The 21,414-nt window shown below is 28.0% G+C and carries 18 protein-coding genes; 4 read left to right on the top strand and 14 right to left on the bottom strand.

What is annotated here, in order from left to right:
* Window positions 1-8 precede the first annotated feature (8 nt).
* The 14 genes from CCANL266_RS02290 to CCANL266_RS02225 all read right to left on the bottom strand — a co-directional run bounded on the left by CCANL266_RS02290 (window position 9) and on the right by CCANL266_RS02225 (window position 14,689).
* On the bottom strand, window positions 9-1,715 hold the full coding sequence (locus tag CCANL266_RS02290) for a nickel-dependent hydrogenase large subunit (RefSeq protein ID WP_172230769.1): 1,707 nt from the start codon (window positions 1,713-1,715) through the stop codon (window positions 9-11).
* 14 nt (window positions 1,716-1,729) lie between these two features.
* Window positions 1,730-2,842, bottom strand: coding sequence for a hydrogenase small subunit (locus tag CCANL266_RS02285; RefSeq protein ID WP_172230766.1), 1,113 nt, complete (start codon window positions 2,840-2,842; stop codon window positions 1,730-1,732).
* Between the two features lie 119 nt (window positions 2,843-2,961).
* The gene (gene brnQ / locus CCANL266_RS02280) at window positions 2,962-4,275 is read right to left on the bottom strand and encodes a branched-chain amino acid transport system II carrier protein (RefSeq protein ID WP_172230763.1); all 1,314 of its coding nucleotides are present in this window, start codon (window positions 4,273-4,275) and stop codon (window positions 2,962-2,964) included.
* Between the two features lie 151 nt (window positions 4,276-4,426).
* Window positions 4,427-5,827, bottom strand: a complete 1,401-nt coding sequence (gene dcuC, locus CCANL266_RS02275) for a C4-dicarboxylate transporter DcuC (RefSeq protein WP_172230760.1) — start codon at window positions 5,825-5,827, stop codon at window positions 4,427-4,429.
* Between the two features lie 9 nt (window positions 5,828-5,836).
* The gene (rihC, locus tag CCANL266_RS02270) at window positions 5,837-6,751 is read right to left on the bottom strand and encodes a ribonucleoside hydrolase RihC (RefSeq protein WP_172230757.1); all 915 of its coding nucleotides are present in this window, start codon (window positions 6,749-6,751) and stop codon (window positions 5,837-5,839) included.
* Window positions 6,748-7,686 (bottom strand): ribokinase, encoded by a 939-nt coding sequence (locus tag CCANL266_RS02265; protein WP_172230754.1) that lies wholly within the window; start codon window positions 7,684-7,686, stop codon window positions 6,748-6,750. Before CCANL266_RS02265 ends, rihC begins: the two co-directional genes overlap by 4 nt.
* Before the next feature lie 12 nt (window positions 7,687-7,698).
* Window positions 7,699-8,685, bottom strand: coding sequence for a tRNA 2-selenouridine(34) synthase MnmH (mnmH, locus tag CCANL266_RS02260; protein ID WP_172230751.1), 987 nt, complete (start codon window positions 8,683-8,685; stop codon window positions 7,699-7,701).
* A complete protein-coding gene (locus CCANL266_RS02255; protein ID WP_172230748.1) occupies window positions 8,673-9,131 on the bottom strand; it encodes an HIT family protein in 459 nt (152 codons plus the stop codon). The genes mnmH and CCANL266_RS02255 overlap by 13 nt, the downstream gene beginning before the upstream one ends.
* Window positions 9,128-9,559, bottom strand: coding sequence for a hypothetical protein (locus CCANL266_RS02250; RefSeq protein ID WP_172230745.1), 432 nt, complete (start codon window positions 9,557-9,559; stop codon window positions 9,128-9,130). The genes CCANL266_RS02255 and CCANL266_RS02250 overlap by 4 nt, the downstream gene beginning before the upstream one ends.
* The gene (locus tag CCANL266_RS02245; protein WP_172230742.1) at window positions 9,547-10,878 is read right to left on the bottom strand and encodes a tetratricopeptide repeat protein; all 1,332 of its coding nucleotides are present in this window, start codon (window positions 10,876-10,878) and stop codon (window positions 9,547-9,549) included. The genes CCANL266_RS02250 and CCANL266_RS02245 overlap by 13 nt, the downstream gene beginning before the upstream one ends.
* Window positions 10,857-11,225 carry a YkgJ family cysteine cluster protein gene (locus tag CCANL266_RS02240; protein ID WP_172230739.1) on the bottom strand — a complete coding sequence of 123 codons (369 nt, stop codon included), beginning with the start codon at window positions 11,223-11,225 and terminating at the stop codon, window positions 10,857-10,859. Before CCANL266_RS02240 ends, CCANL266_RS02245 begins: the two co-directional genes overlap by 22 nt.
* A complete protein-coding gene (locus CCANL266_RS02235) occupies window positions 11,215-11,898 on the bottom strand; it encodes a tRNA1(Val) (adenine(37)-N6)-methyltransferase (RefSeq protein ID WP_172230736.1) in 684 nt (227 codons plus the stop codon). The genes CCANL266_RS02240 and CCANL266_RS02235 overlap by 11 nt, the downstream gene beginning before the upstream one ends.
* Window positions 11,895-13,748: a coiled-coil domain-containing protein gene (locus CCANL266_RS02230; protein WP_172230733.1), complete on the bottom strand. Its 1,854-nt coding sequence runs from the start codon at window positions 13,746-13,748 to the stop codon at window positions 11,895-11,897. Before CCANL266_RS02230 ends, CCANL266_RS02235 begins: the two co-directional genes overlap by 4 nt.
* Before the next feature lie 5 nt (window positions 13,749-13,753).
* Window positions 13,754-14,689 (bottom strand): NAD(P)-binding domain-containing protein, encoded by a 936-nt coding sequence (locus tag CCANL266_RS02225; protein ID WP_172230730.1) that lies wholly within the window; start codon window positions 14,687-14,689, stop codon window positions 13,754-13,756.
* 75 nt (window positions 14,690-14,764) lie between these two features.
* Here CCANL266_RS02225 and trpS point away from each other — a divergent pair, with 75 nt between their 5' ends.
* The 4 genes from trpS to CCANL266_RS02205 all read left to right on the top strand — a co-directional run bounded on the left by trpS (window position 14,765) and on the right by CCANL266_RS02205 (window position 21,397).
* A complete protein-coding gene (gene trpS / locus CCANL266_RS02220; RefSeq protein WP_172230727.1) occupies window positions 14,765-15,718 on the top strand; it encodes a tryptophan--tRNA ligase in 954 nt (317 codons plus the stop codon).
* 11 nt (window positions 15,719-15,729) lie between these two features.
* A complete protein-coding gene (gene serS, locus CCANL266_RS02215) occupies window positions 15,730-16,977 on the top strand; it encodes a serine--tRNA ligase (protein WP_172230724.1) in 1,248 nt (415 codons plus the stop codon).
* A 3-nt stretch (window positions 16,978-16,980) separates the two neighbouring features.
* Window positions 16,981-19,236: a tetratricopeptide repeat protein gene (locus CCANL266_RS02210; protein WP_172230721.1), complete on the top strand. Its 2,256-nt coding sequence runs from the start codon at window positions 16,981-16,983 to the stop codon at window positions 19,234-19,236.
* A 229-nt stretch (window positions 19,237-19,465) separates the two neighbouring features.
* Window positions 19,466-21,397: an ammonia-forming cytochrome c nitrite reductase subunit c552 gene (locus CCANL266_RS02205; RefSeq protein ID WP_172230718.1), complete on the top strand. Its 1,932-nt coding sequence runs from the start codon at window positions 19,466-19,468 to the stop codon at window positions 21,395-21,397.
* Window positions 21,398-21,414: the final 17 nt, after the last annotated feature.

Below are 21,414 nucleotides of genomic sequence, written 5' to 3'. Positions count from 1 at the left end.
TAAACTCCTTAAACGCCTACTTTATAACGTCCTAACTCATTTCCTTTTTTATCAAAAACATGTACCGCACAAGCAATGCAAGGGTCGTATGAATGTATTTTACGAATAATCTCAAGTGGCTTTGTTAAATCTGCAATCTTAAGACCTATTATGCAGGCTTCATAGCTACCCATTTGCTTTTTAGCATCTTTTGGAGAAGCATTCCAAGTTGATGGAACAACTGCTTGGTAATTACTAACAACACCATCTTTAATTCTAACCCAATGGCTTAGCATTCCACGAGGTGCGTTTCCTATAAATCTACCTTTATACTCTTTGTTTTTATCAATAACATAAGCTGCGCAAGTACTGTCATCTACTTTTAAATTTTCAACCAAGCTATCAAGTGCTTTTAAGGCATTTTCACTAACAATTTTTGCTTCAATCATTCTTGCTGCTGTTCTTCCTAAAGTACTTAAAAGGTCTTTTAGTTCAATATTTAACTCTTTTAATAAAGCATCAACTTCTTTTACAACAATTGGATTTTTCTTAAAATAATTTATTAAAATTGTAGCAATTGGACCTACTTGCACTGGTAAGCCTTTGTATCTTGGTGCTTTTATCCAACTGTATTTTCCTTCAGTATCAAAAACCTTAGTATCTACTAATTTTGCATTTTCATCAAGAGTTTTTTCATCTTTAAAGCCAGTATAATGCGGCTCTTGTTCGCCATCATAAGGATGAAGAGCAGCATCGTTTTTATACCAAGAATGAGTTGCTTCTTCTGTTATGGCGCTTTCATCAATTTCACTTAAAGTAGGATTGCTTAAAACATTTAAAAGTACTCCACCTTCAAATAAATACTCATCTCCTAAATAAAATTCCTTAGCACACATAAAATTATCAACACCAATATCATTCATAACACTAGCTTCATTTTTATAAACACTAGCAGCCATTTTAATATCAGCTAAATAAGCACGATGTACAAAATCGCTTACTTCTAAAAATTTAGTTTTAAATTCACCAATTCTACTTGGGTCTAAAATATCCATAACGCAAGTTACACCACCAACTGTTAAGCTTTGCGGGTGAGGTTGTTTTGCGCCAAAAATAGCTGTTAATTGTGCTGCTGTTCTTTGAATTTTTAAACATTCTAAATAGTGGCTTAATGCAATTAAGTTTTGTTCTGGGCTAAAGCGATATGTTTTATGCCCCCAGTAAGCATTTGCAAAAGGTCCTAAATCTCCCTTATCAACAAAGTTTTTTAGTTTTTCTTTTACTGCTTGTAAATCGCCAACCCCACAAGCAAGTGGTTTATCGCACCATTTTAGTGCTTCTTCTTCAGCCTTTTTAACATCAGCACTTAAAGCACTTACAACATCAACAAAATCTAAGCCGTGTAATTGATAAAAATGCACACAATGATCATGTAAATATAAAGCAGCATTCATAAGAGTTCTAACTAATTTTGCATTTTTAGGTGGAATTATTCCTAAAGCATTCTCAACCGCTTCAATACCTGCACGATAATGTGAATATGTACAAACGCCACAAATTCTTTGTGTCATAAAACCAACATCTCTTGGGTCTCTATTTTTTACTATTGTCTCAATTCCACGCCATAAAGTTGAGCCTGTGTATGCTTCTTTTACAACATTATTATCATCAACAACAACTTCTACTCTTAAATGTCCTTCTATTCTTGTAATTGGATCTACTACTATTTTTTGCATATTCTTCCTTTAAATTAGTCTTTTTTTACACTTGAAATAACTGCGTGAGCTGCAATAGTAAGCCCTGTTAAAGTTAAAACCCCAATGCCTATTTTATCACTAGTTGCATCAGCGCTTATACTTTTAAATAAATGAGATTTAAGTGGTTCTTCAAAAGGCCCCATATTATCCCAAAAATCAGGTTCAGAACAACCTATGCAGCCATGCCCTGCACCAATTGGCCAATTTGTATGTTGGTTAAATCTTAACTTAGAACAATTATTAAATGTATATGGACCTTTGCAGCCTACTTTGTATAAACAGTATCCTTTTTTAGCACCTTCGTCGCCAAAGCTTTGTACAAATTCTCCTGCATCAAAATGCCCTCTTCTTTCACATAAATCGTGAATTCTATTTTCATAAGCCCATTTTGGTCTATTATAATTATCTAAAGCAGGTAATGTACCATATAAAACATAGTGTAAAACATTTCCTACTATATTTTTTTCACTTGGTGGGCAACCTGGCACATTAATTACTGCTTTGTTTGTAATTTTAGATAAAGGCATTGCATTAGTTGGATTTGGTGCTGCTGCTTGAATACCACCAAAAGAAGAACAAGCTCCTATAGCAAAAATAGCAGCAGCATTGTTACAGGCTTGCTTTGCTATTTCTTCACCTTTTTTTGCATGCGCTCCTAGCGTTAAATAAAAACTACTTTGACCCGCAGGAATAGCACCTTCAACCATTAAAATATATTTTCCTTTGTGTTTTTTCATAGCATTTTCTAAATTGCTTTCAGCTTGAAAACCACTTGCAGCCATAATAGTTTCATGGTATTCAAGATTAATATAATCAAAAATTAAGCTATCAATAGTAGGTGCATCAGAGCGAAGCAAACTCTCGCTACAGCCTGTACATTCTGCCATATGAAGCCATATTACTGGCAATCTATCAGCTAATTCAATAGCCTTTGCAATAGTTGGTGCAAAAGTTGAACTAAGCCCTAGCATTGCTGCCATTGCACTTGAGTATTTTAAAAAATCTCTTCTAGTAAAACCATTTTGTTTTAGCATAGAGGATAAACTAGCTTTATTATCCTTTCTTTCAAAGCTTTCAAGCTCTTTTAATCTAGCAGAAAAGTCCATATTTTCTCCTTAAAATAAAAATTTATTAATTTTACTACTAATTTTTCAAAGTTTGTAACATAAAGGGTAAAAATAGTATTAATTAAATGTTTGCGTAAATAAATACGCAAACAATCTATTTATGCTTTATCTCTATAAAAAAAGTGAATTAAATAAGAAATTACAAATGCAGCAGCGCTAGGAGTTATCCAGCCTAACATTGCATCATAAAACGGTAATTTAACTATATATTCTGTTACAAAAGGAATAATAATTTGATTCATTTCTAAAGCATTTACTATTCCAATAAAAGCAGCAGTGTAAATACAAAAACAATAAACAATCTTACTTTCATCAATAATTGTATTTAAAAAAGATAATATTATTAAGATAATAGCAATCGGATAAATAGCAATTAAAATAGGAACGCTAAATTTTAATATTTGAGTTAAACCTAAATTTGCTACTAAAAATCCTGCAAAACACCAAAGCATAATCCAATACTTATATTTAATTTTGCTTATGCTTTCAAAATAAACCCCTGCAGAACCAATTAAACCTATTGTTGTTGTAAAACAAGCTAAAAAACAAGCTAAACCTAAGATTATAATCCCTGCTTTTCCAAATAAATAATCACTAATACTTGAAAGTAATCTTGCTCCGTTTGTAGCGTCGTTAAACATTAAACCAAATTTATAACCTAAATAACCCAAAAATACATAAACAATCATTAAAATAACACCAGCGCATAAGCCTGTTTTAACTGTTAATATTGATAATACACTTTTGTGTTGTACCCCATAGCCTTTTAAAGCAGCTACAACACTAATTCCAAAAACTAAAGCAGCAAGTGCATCCATAGTTTGATAGCCATCAATGAAGGCTGAAGAGATTGGATGTTTTAAATACTTACCTTGAGCATTAGCAATCTGTAAATCTGCACTAAAATAAGCTGTAATAAACATAATTAAAATTAATACTAAAAGGATTGGCGTTAGGTATTTTCCTAATGTTTCTACCATCTTTGATGGATTTAAGCAAATATAATAATTTAAAATAAAATAAATAGCACTATAAATTAAAGTTGTATAAAGATTATATTTTTCATCAACAAATGGAGCAATAGCAATTTCATAAGGCATAATTGAAGCTCTTGGAATAGCAAGTAATGGACCAATTGAAACATAAATTACTATTACAAAAATACTAGCAAATAATGGATTTACTCTACTTGCTAATTCTTTTAGAGTACCTGCTTTTGCAACTGCTGCAACACCTAAAACAGGTAAAGCAACTGCGGTTAAACAAAAATACAATATTGTAAAATAAAAAAATTCCCCCGAATCTTTTGCAACCATAGGTGAAAATATAAAGTTTCCAGCACCAAAAAACATAGAAAATAACATTAAAGAGATTATAAAAAACTCTTTTTTACCAAACTGTGTTTCTTTCATAAAATCCTTTCTTAAATTAATTTTAAAAATTTTTATCTTATCCTTAAAAATGCAGTTTTGTGCAAAAAAAAATAATTTTTTTTAAATTTTGCTACAAAACTAAACATTTTTACTTTTTGTTATTTTATAATATAAAATTTATTTATTATTTTTATAAGTAATAAAACATAGATAAGCAAAACATAAAAATAACTCCGCTTATCATAGGCACACTTGTTCTTTTTACAACTTCAAGTGGCTCTTTATTGATTGTACCTGCAACTATCATAACAACAGCCGATACAGGAGAAACTCCTCTTAATAAATTTCCTGTTAATTCCATAGGAATACAAAGTGCTAAAACATCTATATTTGCAGCTTCTGAAAGCGGTACTAATAAAGGTATCATAGCAAAAAATAAAGCAACACCACTACCGCTTAATAAGACAATAACCGCACTTAAAGCCACTAAAACAAGTGGTAACACAAAGCCAAAGCCATTTGCTTGTAAAGTAGTCATACTTGATTGAAGTTCTGCTATTATTCCAATTGATTGCAAGCCCAAAACAAAGGTAGTTCCAGCAACTAATAAAGCAACAATAGGCATAGCATTTCCCATACCTTTGAAGAATTCTTTTGTATCATCTAGTGTTTTTTTAATGCTTTTACTTCTTATTAATTCACAAATAATAGCAAGTACAAAAGAAAATAATACTATTATTTCTACTCTTATATTTTTATTTTCACTAAAAATATAAATTCCCACAAGCAAAAATATTGGAAATAAAGGCAATATCGCATAAATAATCTTTGTAAATAAAGAAAAATCTAAATTCTTTTCTTCTTCGTTTATCTCTACAACTTCATTATAATTTGCTTTTTTATCACAATACTTTTGCCAAAAAAGATGTATTATCGCCATTAAAATTAAAGTCGGTATTGAAACTCTTGCGTGGTAATTAAACACATATTCACTAACGCTTAAATGCGATAAATGTGCTACTTTTTGTAATTGTTCAACTAAGGCTATATTATCTCCGCCTAATGGAGTTGGCATAATAGTTGCAGTAGTTGCAATAACTCCACCAGCACTAAGCGCTGAAAGTCCTGCCTTTCTCATAATTGGATAAATAGTTGCTAGTAAAATAATTGCTAAATTAGCAGCACTAGGAATAACAATTGATAAAAAATGCCCTATGAAAAATACAGCTGGAATTAACAAATAAGCTGATTTTATAGCCTTAATTGGCTTTAAAAGCAAATACACAGTAGCATCATTTGCCCTAATATGATTCATATAAGCTGCATAACCGCCTAAAATTAAAATAATAAAACCTGAATTTGAAATTATAAATCTGAATTTTTCACTAATTGCCTTAATTGGGTCAAGCATTAAAAGTCCGCTTGATGAAAAATTCTTAATTGCTATTTGATGATTGCTAGCAAGAGCAATAAACATTAAAACAATTCCTATAAAAAATAAAGTAATTTTTATATCCATTTTCTTAATAAGCATATAAAATACAACACAAATAGATACAATAGCACTAAAATACATAATAAAATTTGACACTAAAACCCCTTAAATACATTTTTTCATTGCAGCTAAAAACCATTTGCGAAATTCATCTTGATTAATATCTACACAAACTTTTGCATTTGCTTGTTTGTTTAAATAATTTTTCAAATCCACAACGCTGCAACCACGAGTAAGACCGTTATTTAATTCTATATCAACAAAACATTCACTAATGCTAAATAATTCAGGCTTTAGTAAATAAGCAATAGCACAACTATCATACATTTTAAGCCCTGTATTAAAAGAACCGCCACGATATTTTTTAAATAAAGCATAAGCCATTTTTCCAACTTCACCAAAATTTTGAATTTCTTGCATATCGCTTGGCATAACAAGTGCTTTTAAGCCAACATCTAAACCTGCCATCACAATTGGTAACTTTGAATTAAAAACAATTTTTGCTGCTTCAGGATCGCTTGCAAAATTAAATTCACTCATTACACCTTTATTTCCACGACTTAAAGAACCGCCCATTAAAACTATTTCTTTAATGTTTTGCTTTACTTCAGGAAAGATAGTAAATAATAATGCAATATTTGTTAAGGGTGCAATTGGTACTAAAGTTATTTTTTCTTTTGAATTTAAAATACAATCTCTTAAAGCGATAACTGCGTGTTCTTTTAATAATAATTCTTCTTTAGCTTCAGGAAAATCATAACCATCCATTCCGCTTAGCCCATGAACATTTGCAGCATCAACAAATTCTTCAATCAAAGCTGCTTTTGCTCCCATTGCAACTGGAATATCTTTTTTAAACAATGCAAGTAGTTTTAAAGCATTTTGAGTAACTTTTTCTAAACTAACATTACCTGCAACAGTACTAATTAGCTTTATATCAAGCTCATTAGAAAAAGCTGCAATTGCAATGGCTATAGCATCATCAATACCTGGGTCTGTGTCAATAATTATTGGTCTCATTTATTCTCCTTAAAAAAATTATTTACTTCTTCTAAACTAGGAATAGAACTTTGAGCACCAAGTTTTAAAGTGCTAAGCGCTGCGGCCTTGCTTGCAAATTCTATTGATTTTGCTATATCATTATTTTTGCTAAAACTTGCAGCTAAAGCACCTATAAAACAATCACCTGCTGCTGTTGTGTCAATACTTTTTACCTTATTAGCTAAAAATCTAAGTTCTTTTTGCCCTTGCTTTTTGTAAATACAACCCTTGCTTGATAGAGTTAAAATAAGTTCTTTGATACCTAAAGATAATAATTTATCAATATTGGTTATTAAATTATTTTCATTTAAATTTTCTTTTGTATAAAACTCGCATTCGCTTTGATTTAAAATAAATAAATCAACATATTTTAAATAAGACTTATCTATTTTTAAAGCTGGTGCAGGGTTAAAAATAGTATAAAGATTTAATTCTTTAGCATATTTTAAGGCTTCTAAACTAGCTTTAATATCGCATTCTAGCTGAGTAATAAAAATATCATTTTCTTTTATTTCTTTATTTTTAGCTAAAGAATTTAATGTTTTTTTAATATCATCTGCTTGTATATAAACATTTGCACCTTTATTAATAATAATTCTATTATCGTTATTTGACCTTAAAATAAAGGCGATTGAACTGTTAGAATTTTTAGCTTTAATTATGTTTTTTACACAAATGTTATTATTTTTTAAGTTATCAATTAAAAAATTGCTAAAATTATCGTCTGCAACACTAGCAAGCATTTTAACATTTGCTCCTAGCTTTGCTGCTGCTAAAGCTTGGTTTGCACCCTTACCACCTTGAGTGATTAATAAATCATCTCCTAAGACTGTCTCGCCTTCTTTTGGCATCTTACTACAGGCAATAGAAAAATCAACATTCATACTGCCAAATACAATTATATTTTTAGACATTTATTCCTTTCATTATAAAGTTGAAATTTGCATAAGAAATTCTTTTGCTTTCTTCATATCATCAAGGCTTAGCTCATAATCAATATTGCTTGGTTTTTTATAAACTTTATCATAATAATTAGTTAATAATTCATAAGCTAAAGTGTTAAAATCTTTATTATTAAATAATTTTTCATAGTAAATACAATTTGCATTACCTAAATATTTATTTAATCTTTTTAAACATAACATAAAAAAATCTTTACTTATATTTTTGTAATCATTTACACAATTATTTACTCTTATCTCATCACTTGCCGTGCATAAAATTTTAATACCCTTATTAATCTGCTCATAAAAGTTATTACTAAGAGTTAAAACCCCAATATTTTTACTTTCTGCCTCGCAAAAGATTAATTCATTATTAAAAGTATGCAATTTTTCATATAAATTTATATCAAACTGTGCTTGGCTTGGCTGTTTTGCATTTCTTAGACCAAAGGTTGAACCTAAATGATGTGCCATTGCTTCTAAATCAATATTATTATCAAGTTCTCTTAAAATTCTGCTTTTACCAACCCCGCTCATACCACATAAAAGTACAAATTTTTTATCGCAAAAATTATCTAAATAATTTATAACTTCTTGTCTAATTTCTTTAAAACCGCCCTTACATTTATAAACATCAAAGCCGATTTCGCTTAAAATATGGGCTATTGAAGAACTTCTTTGACCGCCTCTAGCACAATAAATATAAATTTTTGAATAAGCTTTTATATTTTTTTTAATAAATTTTAAATGTCTGTGTGTATTTTTACAAATTAAAGAAGCGCCTAAAAGATTAGCATTAAATTTATTATGTTTATAAATAGTTCCTACTTCTTCTCTTTGTAAATTATCTAATGCAAATAAATTAAGCGAATTTATTCTTGAGTGTTTATGTTCGTTTGGGCTTCTTGCATCAATTGTTATTTGTGTTTTATATTGTTGTAAAAAATCTCTTGCACTTATTTCTTGCATAAATATTCTCTTGCCTTTTGCAAAATATCACCACTATCATCACTTAAAACTCTTGTTTTAGCTATTGTAGTGATAAAATTAGTATCACGATGCCATCTTGCAAGAGCGTGAATATGCAAATGTTCTTGTATTCCTGCACCTGCTGCCGCACCTAAATTTATACCTACATTAACTCCTTGTGCTTTTATTATATTTAATAAAAAATCTTCACAAAGTGCTGTAAATTCCCACATTTCAATAAGGCATTCTTTGCTAAGCTCGTTTAAAAATTTTTTATGTTCTTTTGGAATTATTAAAAAATGTGCTGGGCTATAAGGATATTTATTTAAAATAATCTTAGAAAAGCTACCTTCTTTAACCAATAAGTCGTTTTCATTACAAAAAGGGCAACTTGTTTGCTTGCTTTCGTGATATTTTTTTCTCCATGGGGCGTTTAAATATTTCATAAAATACCTTTAATTTTACTATGATTTATATTTATATCTTTACTGCAAATGCAAATATCAATATCCAATAAACTAGCTTTTAAAGCCTTAAAATTAGTATCAATAATATAAGCTAAATAAAGTCCATTATTTTTTGCAGCTTGTAAAAGATTTTTATTCTTAATTTTATCTAAAACAATACCATCACAACCATAAATATTTGCTTTAATAATAAGCTCTTGAGTAAGATTGTTAGCTTTATAAAATAAATATTTATTTGTGTATCTTCTTGCATAGCCTAATTCATCAAAATCTTTTGAAATAAAAGCTTGTGAAGATAAATCGTTTAAATCGTAAGAAAAATTTACTTCTTTTTCATTAATTATACGAGGATAAAAAATATTAAAAGAAGTACTTTTTAAAAGAGTATTCATATCTAATTCTTGCAATTTTCAATCCTTAAAAGATGTTCTTTTGCCTCATCTTCATTTGCATATTTTTCATCTAATGATATGGCTTTTTGAATAATTTCATAAGCTTTTTTGCAGTCTTTTTTATGATATAAAACCCAAGCATAAGTATCTAAATAATAAGGGTTCTTTTGATTTTGCTCATCTTGCATAATTTTAGATATCAACTTATAAGCTTTCTCAATATCAATTTTTTCATCAACTAAATAATAAGCATAATTATTTATAAGTTCAGCACTTACCCCGCCCTTTGCGATAATTTCATCAAGTTTAAAATAATCCTTATAAGTATCTTTGTTATCATAATAAGAAAAAAGATAAGATAAAGCTAAATAATTCATTTTATTATCATCTGATTTAAGAGATAATTCATAATAAAGCTCGCTAGCCTTGCTAAATTCATTTAAGCTTACATAAATATCTGCTAAAATACTATTTCGGATTTTATATTTTTCTAAAATCATTGCTGCGCTAGAAAGTTCTTTGTTTTCTACACACTGACTAACTAATTTAAAAATTCTACTATAGTATGCAATTTTATCTTGTTCATAATCGTTTATAAGGTCTAAATACTCAACTGCTTTTTTATAATCTTTTTTTTCTTTACTAAGCTCGTAATATAAACAATTTTTAACATAAATAAATTCTTTATTGTCTTTGTATTCATCTTCCATTTTATTTACTAATTCTTCTGCTACTTTTAAATCAGAAAAATTAACATATACTTTAAGCAAAAAAAGCTTATCATAAATATCTTCTTCATATTTTTTTACAAAAGCAAGTAAAGCTTTTGAATCAACATTTTCTTCGTTAGCTAAAAAGGCAACAAAAAATGTTATTACTTCAACATCATTATATTTTTTAAAATATCCTTCTACATATTTTTTCATACTTTCAATATCTTTATTTAATAAAAATGATATTCTAATGTAAAAAAAAGCAAACAATCTTGATTCTTTCTTATTTGTGTACGCTACAACCTTTTTTAAGCATTCATCATATTTTTTATTTAAAAATAAAAATCTAATATCAATTTGCTCTAACAAATCTTTATTTTCTACATTATTTTTTAAGAAATTTAAACTTTCATTATTTACTGCATAATTTAAAGCTTCTTCTAAATATACTTGTTCATTTGTAAGTAAAAAAAGTTGCTTGTAAGATTCAAAAGCCTTTTCTTTATCATCTTCGTTAATTAAGGCATCTAAAATTAATTTATCTTTAGTTTCTTGAATAGATAAATTATCTGCAAACAAAGAAGAAAATACCAATACAATTAAAAACAAATACCTATACATTCTTTTTTCACCTCATCAACATTTTTTTTAAAATACTCCCAAAAAGGAAAAGTTCTACACTGTTTTGGGCGTAAATTATAAATTCCGCAGTTTTTTTCATCTTCATTAAAAAAAATACAAGCATATCCATCTAAATACAATTTTTCTCTTAAAGAATAGCGATTTTTGATTTTTATACAGTAATTTTTTATAAATTCATCTTTTTGCATTTTAAAAAATTCAGCTAAATTATTAAGTTCTATATCATCTAAAAAAATATACCCGCTCTCTCCTGTGCAACATTTTCCACCACACTCTTTGCACTTGTTTTCATCAAAAGAATAAGAAAAATCTTTATTATAAATCACAACTATTTACCTTTATCTCATCATAAATTCTTTTAAATTCACTGCTTACTTGATTGTTTTCATCATAGCATACAAAGGGTTTTAAAATTTTTAAATCACTTTTGCTAGACTTTTTAAGATAAAAAAGTGCTAAATATGCATCCTTATTAGTTTTTGAAAATACAAGTTTTAAAGCAAGGCATTTAAAAGAACTCAAACTAATTTTAGAAAAAACATAATCAAGTTTTTTTGCATCATAACAAAAACAAAATTCCCCCATTGGCTTTAATAATCTTGAGCAATGTTTTAACAAATCATCTAAACGCATATAACTATGGTGTCTGCTAATATTTATATGTTCATTTTGTGCAAATTCTTTAGTGTAAAAAGGTGGATTACAAATAGCAAAATCGTATTTTTGAGCATTTGTAAAAGTATTAATATCCGAGGTAAAACTTTGTATATTTAAATTATTATTTTTAAAATTAAAACTAGCTAAATTAGTATTTTGCTCTTGAATATCAATGGCATTCATTTTAATCTTATTATTTTGACTTAAAAGTAAGGCTAAAATACCACTACCACAACCAATATCAAGCCCATAACCACGCTTTAAATACTGTTTTGAAAAATCATACAAAATAAGGCTATCACTATTGTATCGATAGCCATTTTTATATTGATAAATTATCATTTATACACTCTTAAAATAAAGCCTTTTTTATCTTTAGAATAAACAGGTTCAACATTAGAGCTAATAATTGCATTTTTTACATTATTTTTAATATAATCAGCAGCTAAGGCTATTCTATCCTTTGCTAAACCTATATTTGCTAACTTTGTAAGTCTAGCTACTTCTTGTTCGCTAATTTGTTTATTGTCTAGGGCTGCATTTAAACTTCTAAACCCACCATTATTAATAATTGCTGTTATCTCATAAATATAATCTTGCTTATATTTTGCTAAAAAGTCTTTTAATCTTCTTTCGCAATCATCATCAAGCTTAACTTTTCCTGTAGGCAAGTTATCACACTGCATTTGAGCGTATTTTGTAATTGAGGTTGTATTTAGTTTAAATTCATTGTTTTGCAAATTTTCAAGTTGTTTTTGAAGGCTAGTATTTTGTTCTTGAAGTAAAGCAACTTTTGAATTAGTATCTAAACCTTTTTTATATTTTAATAATTCTTCATTTAGATTTGTAATTTGTTTTGCTAAATTAAATTTATCATTTTTTTCTTTTTCAATGTCTTTTTTAAGCCCATCAATTTGACTTAAATATTCTTGAATTTTATCGTTTTGGTTATTTAAAGCATCATTATTTGCTAAATTATTTTTACTTTGCATATTTAGCTTTTCATCAAGTTCTTTATTTTTTACTTCAGCATTTTTAATACTAATTAAGAGTTTTGAATTTTCAGCTTTTAATTGATTATTATCTTTTGAAAGAGCATTTAATTCACTTTGTATTTTTAACAGTGCTTTTTGGTGTTCTTCATTAATTTTTTGTATTTTTTTACCCTGCTCGTTTTTGTAATTTTCTAAGCTTAATTTACTTTGAAATAAATCATTTTTTAAGCCTTCGTTTTGACTTAATAAAATATCATTTTTATTGGCATTATTTTGTAAATTTTCATTTGCTTGAGTTAATTTTACAATCTGTGCTTTACTTTCATTTAATTTATTTGATAAATCTTTATTTTCTAAGTTAAGTTTTGCTACATCTGCATTAAATTTATCATTTAAATCTTTATTTAATTTATTAGCAGCGGAAATTTCTTTTACATATTCTAAATTTTGTAAATTAATTTCATTTATTTTTTTATTTAAATCAACATTAACATTTTCTAATTTTGAAAGATTTTTTATTCTTTCTTTTAAAACATCATTTTCTTTATTTAAATCCTTATTATTTTTTAAACTAGCTTGAAGTTTTGCTTCATATTCATTTATTTTATTTTCAACTTGTTTTTTATTATTATCTTTTTCAAATTCTTCCATTTGTCTTTGATTGCTTAATGTCTGCATTAAATTATTTAAATTTTTTATTTGATTTTCTTTATCATTTAAACTTAATTTTAAAGAATCATTTTCACTTTTATACTCGGCTAAATCGTTGTTTAATTTATTAATAGCTTCTTCAAAAAATTCTTTATTTTTATTATTAACTAAAAGTTCTTCATTGCTTATTTTATGCTCTAATTCATTAATTTTTTCAAGCAAACTATCGCTTTGTGATTTTAACTTTTCATTTTCTGAATATAATTTTTCTAGCTCATCTTTTCCATTGTTTTGCAAACTTTTATAGCTATTTAATTGCTTATTTAAATAAATAATTTTTTCATTTAAAATTTTATAATTTTGCGCATCCAAATCACTTAAAGGTGTTTTTTCTTCTTTATTTTCTTTCTTAATTTGCACACTTGCTACAATATTTTCTTTTGATTCGCTAGCCTTAGCAGGAATAGAAAAATATACCACAGCTAATAAAATAGCTATGGCAACAAATAAATAAATCTTATACTCTTTAACTTTATCAATAAGCATCAAAATTAAGCCTTAAAACAAAAATCAGCAATACTTTTAGCAGCATTTAACGCAATCATAATACTTTCACCATTTTTTGAAGCAATATCGCCTGCAACAAAAATTCCTTGCATATTTGTTTGCATTGTATTTGCATCAAAGCTAGGCACGCCTTTATCATCAATATTAATTGAGCAATTATTTAAAAAATCAACTGGAGTTGAACCACCAATTCCATAAATTATTCTATCAAATTCCATAGTTGTACCATTTGTAAATTTTACACTTGGTTTATCTAAACTATCGCTAACTTCAACAATATCAGTAGCCATTAAAAGATTAATTTTAGCATTTTTTACATTTTGTAAATTTATATCGTTTAATCTTGTAAATTCAGCCTTTCTATAACACATTGTTACATCAGCTTTTAAACTTAAATCAACAGCGTATTCAGCAGCTGAATTTCCACCGCCTACTACTAAGATTTTTTCATTTTCTTTTGCATCATTTGCATTAAAATTAATAACTTTTGAAAATTTTGATGGAAGTTTGTAATCTGGTTTATTAGGCTTACCCATTCTACCAATAGCAACTACAACATATTTGGTTAAAAAATCGCCATTTGAAGTTACAACTTTGTAATTATCTGCTTCTTTTTTAACCTTTTCAACTTCACAAGATGTTTTGTATTCAAAATCTGATTGCTTAATCGCATTATCAAATAATTCTAATGTGCTTTCTTTTGTTCCATCAACAAAATTTAAATTACCTTTATTAGCAACATCTATGCCTTTATAAACTTTATCAACCCTTTTTCCGTCTTTATAATAAACTCTAAAAGTTTGGCAATTTTCTTTTGCTTTTTCTAATAACAAAACATTCTTTGCACCATTTTTCTTTGCTTCAAAAGCAGCTGCAATTCCAGCAGGACCTGCTCCAATTACTATTAAATCATAAATCATTTTAAATCCTTATATTAATTTTTTTTACTTATATTAAGCATAAATTTTAAATTACGAGTTAAAAACGGAGCAATAATGAAAATTTTTACAGGAATTCAACCAAGTGGTGATTTACACATTGGAAATTATTTTGGTGCAATAAAGCCTATGCTTGAGCAAAAAAATAATTTAATTATGTTTATTGCTGATTATCATGCAATGACTTCGGTGCTTAAAAAAAATAATCTTTTAAAAGAAAATATAAAAAAAGCTGCTGCTGCTTTTGTATCTTTAGGGCTTGATTATAAAAATAATATTTTTTACTTACAAAGTGATGTTAAAGAAGTTTTAGAATTATATTGGATTTTATCTAATTTCACACCTATGGGACTACTTGAAAGAGCACATTCATATAAAGATAAAATAGCAAAAGGAATAAGCCCAAATCATAGTTTATTTTCTTACCCTGTTTTAATGGCAGCTGATATTTTATTATTTGATGCAAATAAAGTTCCAGTTGGAAAAGACCAAATTCAACACATTGAAATCGCAAGAGATATTGCTATTAAAATAAATAATGAATTTGGACAAATTTTTAGCCTTCCTGAAGCTTTAATTGATGAAAATATGCAAACAATAGTAGGTACTGATGGGGCTAAGATGAGCAAAAGCTATTCTAATACTATTGATATTTTTACTGATTATAAAAGTTTAAAAAAACAAGTTAATAAAATAGCAAGTGATAGCACACCGCTTGAAGAGCCTAAAGATTGGCAAAATTGTAATATTTTTAAAATAGCATCTTTATTTTTAAACGAAGATGAGCAAAATAGTTTAAAGCAAAGATATGCTAGTGGTAAAGAAGGCTATGGGCATTTTAAACTATATTTATGTGATGTTATTTGGGAATATTTTTCAAAAGCTAGAGCTGAATATGAAAGATTATTAAGCACAAATGAAATTTATGATATTTTAAATATAGGAAAAGATAAAGCTAAAGTCCTAGCTAAGCAAAATTTAGATAAAATTAAACAAGCAATGAATATTTAAAAGGATGTAAAATGATTAATTTAAAATTAATTGAAACAAATTACGAAGAATTTAATCGTAAATTAAAAGCAAAAAAAGTTGATGATGGTGTTTTAAAAAACTTATTAGACAAATATAACGAATGTAAAAAAGAAAAAGCAAAACTTGAAGAATTACAAGCTTTTCAAAATGCAAATTCTAAGCAGCTTGCACTTTTAGCTAGTAAAAAAGAAGATACAAGCGCTTTAAAAAATAGCCTAAATGAAAATAAGCAAAATATAACAAACGCTCAAGAAAGAGTAAGAATGCTAGAAGAAGAAGTAGAGAATATAGCTAGTTCTTTACCTAACTTAATCGCTGATGTTGTTCCTATTGGAGAAGATGAAGAAGATAATGTTGAAATTAAAAAGGTTTTAACACCACCTACATTTGATTTTAGTCCAAAAGACCATTACGACTTAGGAGTTAATCTTGGTTGGCTTGACTTTACAAGAGGGGTTAAAGTAGCAAAAAGCCGTTTTGTAGCTTTAAGAGGAGAAGGTGCTAGATTAGAAAGAGCTTTGTATAATTATATGATTGATTTTAATCAAAAAAGAGGCTTTGAATTTGTAAATACACCTTATATTGTAAATACTACTACAATGTATGGTACAGGACAATTACCTAAATTTAAAGAAGACTTATTTAAAATTGAAGATGAAGAATTATATTTAATACCTACTAGCGAAGTGAGCGTTACAAATTTATATGCTGATGAAATTATTAATAAAAACGACCTACCTATTAAAATGACTTGTTACTCTCCATGTTTTAGAAAAGAAGCAGGAAGCGCAGGAAAAGATACTAAAGGCATAATTAGACAACATCAGTTTGGAAAAGTTGAGCTAGTTAGTATTAGCGATGCTCAAAATAGCGATAAAGTATTTAATGAAATGCTTGATTGTGCTAGTGATTTGCTAACTTCTTTAGGTTTAGCTCATAGACATCTTATGCTTTGTAGCGGAGATTTAGGTTTTAGTGCTGGTAAAACTGTAGATTTAGAAGTGTGGTTACCAGGTCAAAACAAATATAGAGAAATAAGTTCTGTAAGTAATTGCTATGATTTTCAAGCAAGAAGAGCAAAGATTAGATATAAAGATGAAAACGGTAAAAACCAACTAGCTCATACTCTAAATGGTTCTAGCCTTGCAGTTGGTAGAACCTTAGTTGCTATTATGGAAAATTATCAAAGAAAAGATGGAAGTATAGCAATTCCTGAAGTATTAAGAAAGTACATGTAAAAAATGGCTGAAGAAAAAGTAATAGTAATAGAAGAAGAAAGCACAGAGCTTAGCGAGGTTAAAAAAAGTCCTTTTAATAAAAAGAATTTAATTTTAATCATAGCCTTGCTATTTGTACTTATACTATTACTTTTAAGCCTTTTTTTTATAATAAAAAGTAAAAAAAATTCAGAAAATAAACAAGAAAGTTTAACGCAGCTTATAAAAGAAAGTCCCGTTAGCATAGAGCAATTTCAAAGTAAAAAACTAGATATTATGATTGCTAAAGCTAATTCTTTATATGAAAGCGGGGATAAAAATGAAGCTTTAAAGCTTTATGAAAATATTGCAAAATACAATGAAAGTTTTTCAAATTACAATCTTGGTGTATCAAGAATGAAACAAGAAAATTATAAAGATGCTTTAACAAGTTTTAAAAAAGCACTAGAAAACAACGAAAACAATACCGTAGCTGCACTAAATGCTGCTGTTTGTGCATTGTATTTAAATAACAAAAAAGAATTTAATTATTATATAGATTTAGCATATTCATATTTAAATAACGAGCAAGAAAGTGCTTTATATTATTATTACTTAGGGCTTATAAATTACTATAAAGGTTTTTATCCTGAAGCCTTACAAGCACTAAGTAAAAATAAAAATAAAGTGTATCAAGATGATTCAAGCTACCTACAAGCAAAAATTTATTCAATTTTAAACGACGAAAAAAGAGCAATCACAAAACTGCAAGAAGTATCAAATTATGATAATTCACTCACACTAGGCTTGCTTTATGCAAAAAATGCAGAATTTAACAAAGCAAAGTTTTATTTAACAAACGCACTAGAAAGGAAAAAAGAAAGTGATTTGGTGAGATTAAGCCTAGCCTTTGTTGATTTAAAAGTTGCTGATTATAAAGAAAGCAGTGAGTTGTTTGCGTATTTACTTAAAAATAATAAGGACTTGCTTGAAAACAAATATTATGTTCAAACAATTATAAATAAAAGATTATCAGATATAGACTATGCTCAAAGCTTATATGATAAAAATTTCTTAAGTTCAAAACAACAACAATATGATTTAATTTTTTATTATTCTCCATTTTTAGTTTTTAATGCAAAAAATGCTATGAAACTTATAAACAAAGCTAATGTTAATATTTTTTTAGACGATTATTCAAGTGCAAATGCATTTTTGCAAGATAGCAATACAATCTCAAATATAGATATACAAATTTCAAAAGCATTAAATCTTGCTTTTAATTATAATATTGAAAAGGCTTCAGAAATCTTTCAAGACTTAGTTAAACAATATCCACAACATAGTATTTTACAATACGATTTAGCTTTAACCTATGCTTTATTAAATAAATACGATTTAGCTAAAAAACACTTTATAGCAAGTTATCACCTTGACCCAAATAACACTCAAGCAGGTATTTACGCTTTATATTGTGCTGATATTTTGCTTGATGAAGATATAAGATTAGAACAAGATGTAAGTGAAAATGTAAAAAATCAAAATAAAGCTTATACAAAAGCACTTTTAGCGGTAAAAACTAAAGATTATGTGCAAATGCAAGATTTTTTAAATTCAAAATATGAAAAAAATCCTTTTAATATTATTTTAAAAATAATTTGTGATTTTGTAAATCTTAATACAGACAATTTAGTAAATGATGCAAAGGTTTTAAATGATATTAGCAATAATGATATAATCGCTAATATTTTGTATTTTTCATTAAAAAATACAAATAAAGACATAAAAAAATACGCAAGAGATATACAAATATATTTTTTAAATAAAAATCTTGATTATAGAGCATTATTTGGTGGAGCTAGAATAGTAAGCTTAAATTATGTAAAATTAATGCAAATTTCAGGACTTTTAGCAAGTGAAAGAGAAAAACTAAAAGAATTATTAAAAACAAGCAATGAAGTTGGAATTTTAAAAGCATTAGCTTATTTAGATATTTATGCAAATGAATTTGAAGAAAGCTACACTATTTATAATAGTTTAATAGATGATTATCAAATACAAGATTCGCAAACCTTCTTTTTAGCAAGTGTTGCAGCAATTGGTGCAAACCATCCAAACTCAGCAATAGCATTATTAGAACTTTCAAGAGTGAAAAATCCACAGAATTTAGAAAGTCGTTTTGCTTTAGCTTTATTATATCTTCAAGCAAGAAATTATGATGCAGCTATTTCTCAACTTGAAAAAATCAATAATGGCTTTTTCTCAAGCTATTTTTCTTTTACCCTAAGCTCTAGCAAATAATTTACCTAATATTTATAATTATTTTTCTAAGATAACACAGCAAAAAATATAACAAAAACTCCATAAAGAAAATTTATTTTAAAATTTTAAGCTAAATGATAGTATTTTTCAATATTTAAAATAAGATAAATTAAGTATGAAAACTAATAATTTTTTTTTATAAAAAATTAAGTTTGTTTTAATTTAACTTTTATTATTATTCATAAACTTATCAAAGAAGGAGATTGTTATGAAAAAAATACTATTGCTTTTTGCCTGTATTGGTCTTTTAACGGCAAACGAAGTAAAAACTTTCCAAAACGATGGTGTAAAGCCAAGAACTCTGCATGATTATGTAGAGCAAGAAGATGATTTTATAGAATTCTTAAAACAAAAACACCCTATTTTTAAATACGAAAAAGAAGGTCGTTTAGATGGACATTATTCTATATCAAATCGTGAAGAAGAATTTATAGAAGAAGGCGGTGGTATCAATTTTACAAAAGATACTGGAAGACAAGGAGCAATAACATATCGTTTAGGTGTTGAAAGTATTTTAGATTATCCAAATAAATTCGTAGGTCCTAAAAAATGCGGCGAATGCCACCCTGCTCAATATGAAGCTTGGCAACGCTCAAGACACGCTAAAGTAGTGCGTTTTCCTGATGAAATTGAAGAAGCAAATGGCGATATGAAAAAACCAATGTATGGTACAAAAGAAGCAACAATCTTACCTAAGGGTGTTGAAGCTGATGATGTTTTTGCAATTATAGGAACCCCTAGAACAAAATATGGCTTTATTGATAAATGGCTAGTGCGTGGAACTTATCATATTGTAGATGGAAAACTTGCTGATGGTACAGGTACTTTAACTGCTGGTGGTAACCAATTTTCAAGATTATGGACACAATTTATTACTCCAGAAGTAGCACAAAAAATAGCTACATTTTCACCTGGTTTTCCAACAACTTTAAAAGATTTTGGCGCTCAAACTTCAAGCGTATGGGGTATTAACTCTTATGGTTCAACTTATAAAGGAAAAATGCTATTTCAACCAGCATCAGCTTATTGTGAAGTTTGCCATAGCTTTAAATTTGATTTTAAATCAAAAGAAGAATTTTTAGCTGCAATTGGAAACAAAGACGAGCTTAGAAAACACACTATTTCAAAAGGAATTTCTTGTGAAGAATGCCACGGGGCTGGTGGACATTTATACGGTGCAAGAGGAACTGGTATGCCAAGTAATTGTGAAAGATGCCACCAAAGATTTGCTTATGATAGCGAAGATGCAAAAATAGACCCAAGAAAACCATTTAATACTTATTTTAAATCTTCTTGTCCTGCTTGTGGTACTGAAGGCTCACAACTTTACAATTCAGCACACTATGATAAAGGTATGCGTTGTGCAACCTGCCACGACCCACACGAAGTAACAGCAAATGACTGGAAAGACCCATTTACTAAAGCAGGTCTTAAAAAAACTTGTAGTGACTGCCACGAAACTCAAGCTAGTATGTTTAAATATGGTGGCCCTCATGCAAAAGATAATTGTACAGGATGCCATATGCCTAATATGATGAGTTGTGAAAACTTTGCAAGTATCCAAAACCCTGATAAGGCAGGATTTGATAATGTTAGAGCTTCTCATATTTGGAAAATATATGTAGATAAAGATGCAAAAAGTGTAAATCCACCTGCAGGAAAACCAAGAGACCCTAAAACTGTTAAAGGTTGGACCTTTGCAAGAGTTGATGGTAAGTATTTTGTTGATTTAATGTGGAGCTGCGGAAGAACTTCTTTTGAAGATATAAATTTAGTTGGACCAGGAGCAAGTGGATGCCACAGTGCAGTACAATCAACCTTGCCAAAAGAATTGCATTTTACTTCTCAAGAACAAATTTATGATGAAGTACAAAAATGGCAAATACCTGTAAAAGATGCCTTTGCTAAACTTGAACTTGCTATTAGACAAATAGACAGAGACCAAGCAAAAATGGATAATTTAAGTGCAAAAACTAAATCAGATATTATCTTATTAACAAAAGAAGCAAGAGCAATTTATGACAAAATAAAAGCAGATAATAGCTATGGAGTGCATGGTCCAAAATATGCTTTAAAGATACTAAATGAAGCATTAATTTACACACAAAGAGCACAAGAATTACTAGATGGTAAAAATTAAGGAGAGATTTTTCTCTC

The sequence above is a fragment of the Campylobacter canadensis genome, from assembly GCF_013177655.1.
Lineage (GTDB): Bacteria > Campylobacterota > Campylobacteria > Campylobacterales > Campylobacteraceae > Campylobacter_E > Campylobacter_E canadensis.
This window is presented reverse-complemented; position numbering and strand designations above follow the sequence as displayed.

Bases quoted from the DNA above. Each gene is read 5' to 3' on its own strand.
- CCANL266_RS02290 (WP_172230769.1), bottom strand. From the start codon at position 1,715: ATGCAAAAAATAGTAGTAGATCCAATTACAAGAATAGAAGGACATTTA.
- CCANL266_RS02285 (WP_172230766.1), bottom strand. From the start codon at position 2,842: ATGGACTTTTCTGCTAGATTAAAAGAGCTTGAAAGCTTTGAAAGAAAG.
- brnQ (WP_172230763.1), bottom strand. From the start codon at position 4,275: ATGAAAGAAACACAGTTTGGTAAAAAAGAGTTTTTTATAATCTCTTTA.
- rihC (WP_172230757.1), bottom strand. From the start codon at position 6,751: ATGAGACCAATAATTATTGACACAGACCCAGGTATTGATGATGCTATA.
- CCANL266_RS02265 (WP_172230754.1), bottom strand. From the start codon at position 7,686: ATGTCTAAAAATATAATTGTATTTGGCAGTATGAATGTTGATTTTTCT.
- mnmH (WP_172230751.1), bottom strand. From the start codon at position 8,685: ATGCAAGAAATAAGTGCAAGAGATTTTTTACAACAATATAAAACACAA.
- CCANL266_RS02255 (WP_172230748.1), bottom strand. From the start codon at position 9,131: ATGAAATATTTAAACGCCCCATGGAGAAAAAAATATCACGAAAGCAAG.
- CCANL266_RS02245 (WP_172230742.1), bottom strand. From the start codon at position 10,878: ATGTATAGGTATTTGTTTTTAATTGTATTGGTATTTTCTTCTTTGTTT.
- CCANL266_RS02235 (WP_172230736.1), bottom strand. From the start codon at position 11,898: ATGATAATTTATCAATATAAAAATGGCTATCGATACAATAGTGATAGC.
- CCANL266_RS02230 (WP_172230733.1), bottom strand. From the start codon at position 13,748: ATGCTTATTGATAAAGTTAAAGAGTATAAGATTTATTTATTTGTTGCC.
- CCANL266_RS02225 (WP_172230730.1), bottom strand. From the start codon at position 14,689: ATGATTTATGATTTAATAGTAATTGGAGCAGGTCCTGCTGGAATTGCA.
- trpS (WP_172230727.1), top strand. From the start codon at position 14,765: ATGAAAATTTTTACAGGAATTCAACCAAGTGGTGATTTACACATTGGA.
- serS (WP_172230724.1), top strand. From the start codon at position 15,730: ATGATTAATTTAAAATTAATTGAAACAAATTACGAAGAATTTAATCGT.
- CCANL266_RS02210 (WP_172230721.1), top strand. From the start codon at position 16,981: ATGGCTGAAGAAAAAGTAATAGTAATAGAAGAAGAAAGCACAGAGCTT.
- CCANL266_RS02205 (WP_172230718.1), top strand. From the start codon at position 19,466: ATGAAAAAAATACTATTGCTTTTTGCCTGTATTGGTCTTTTAACGGCA.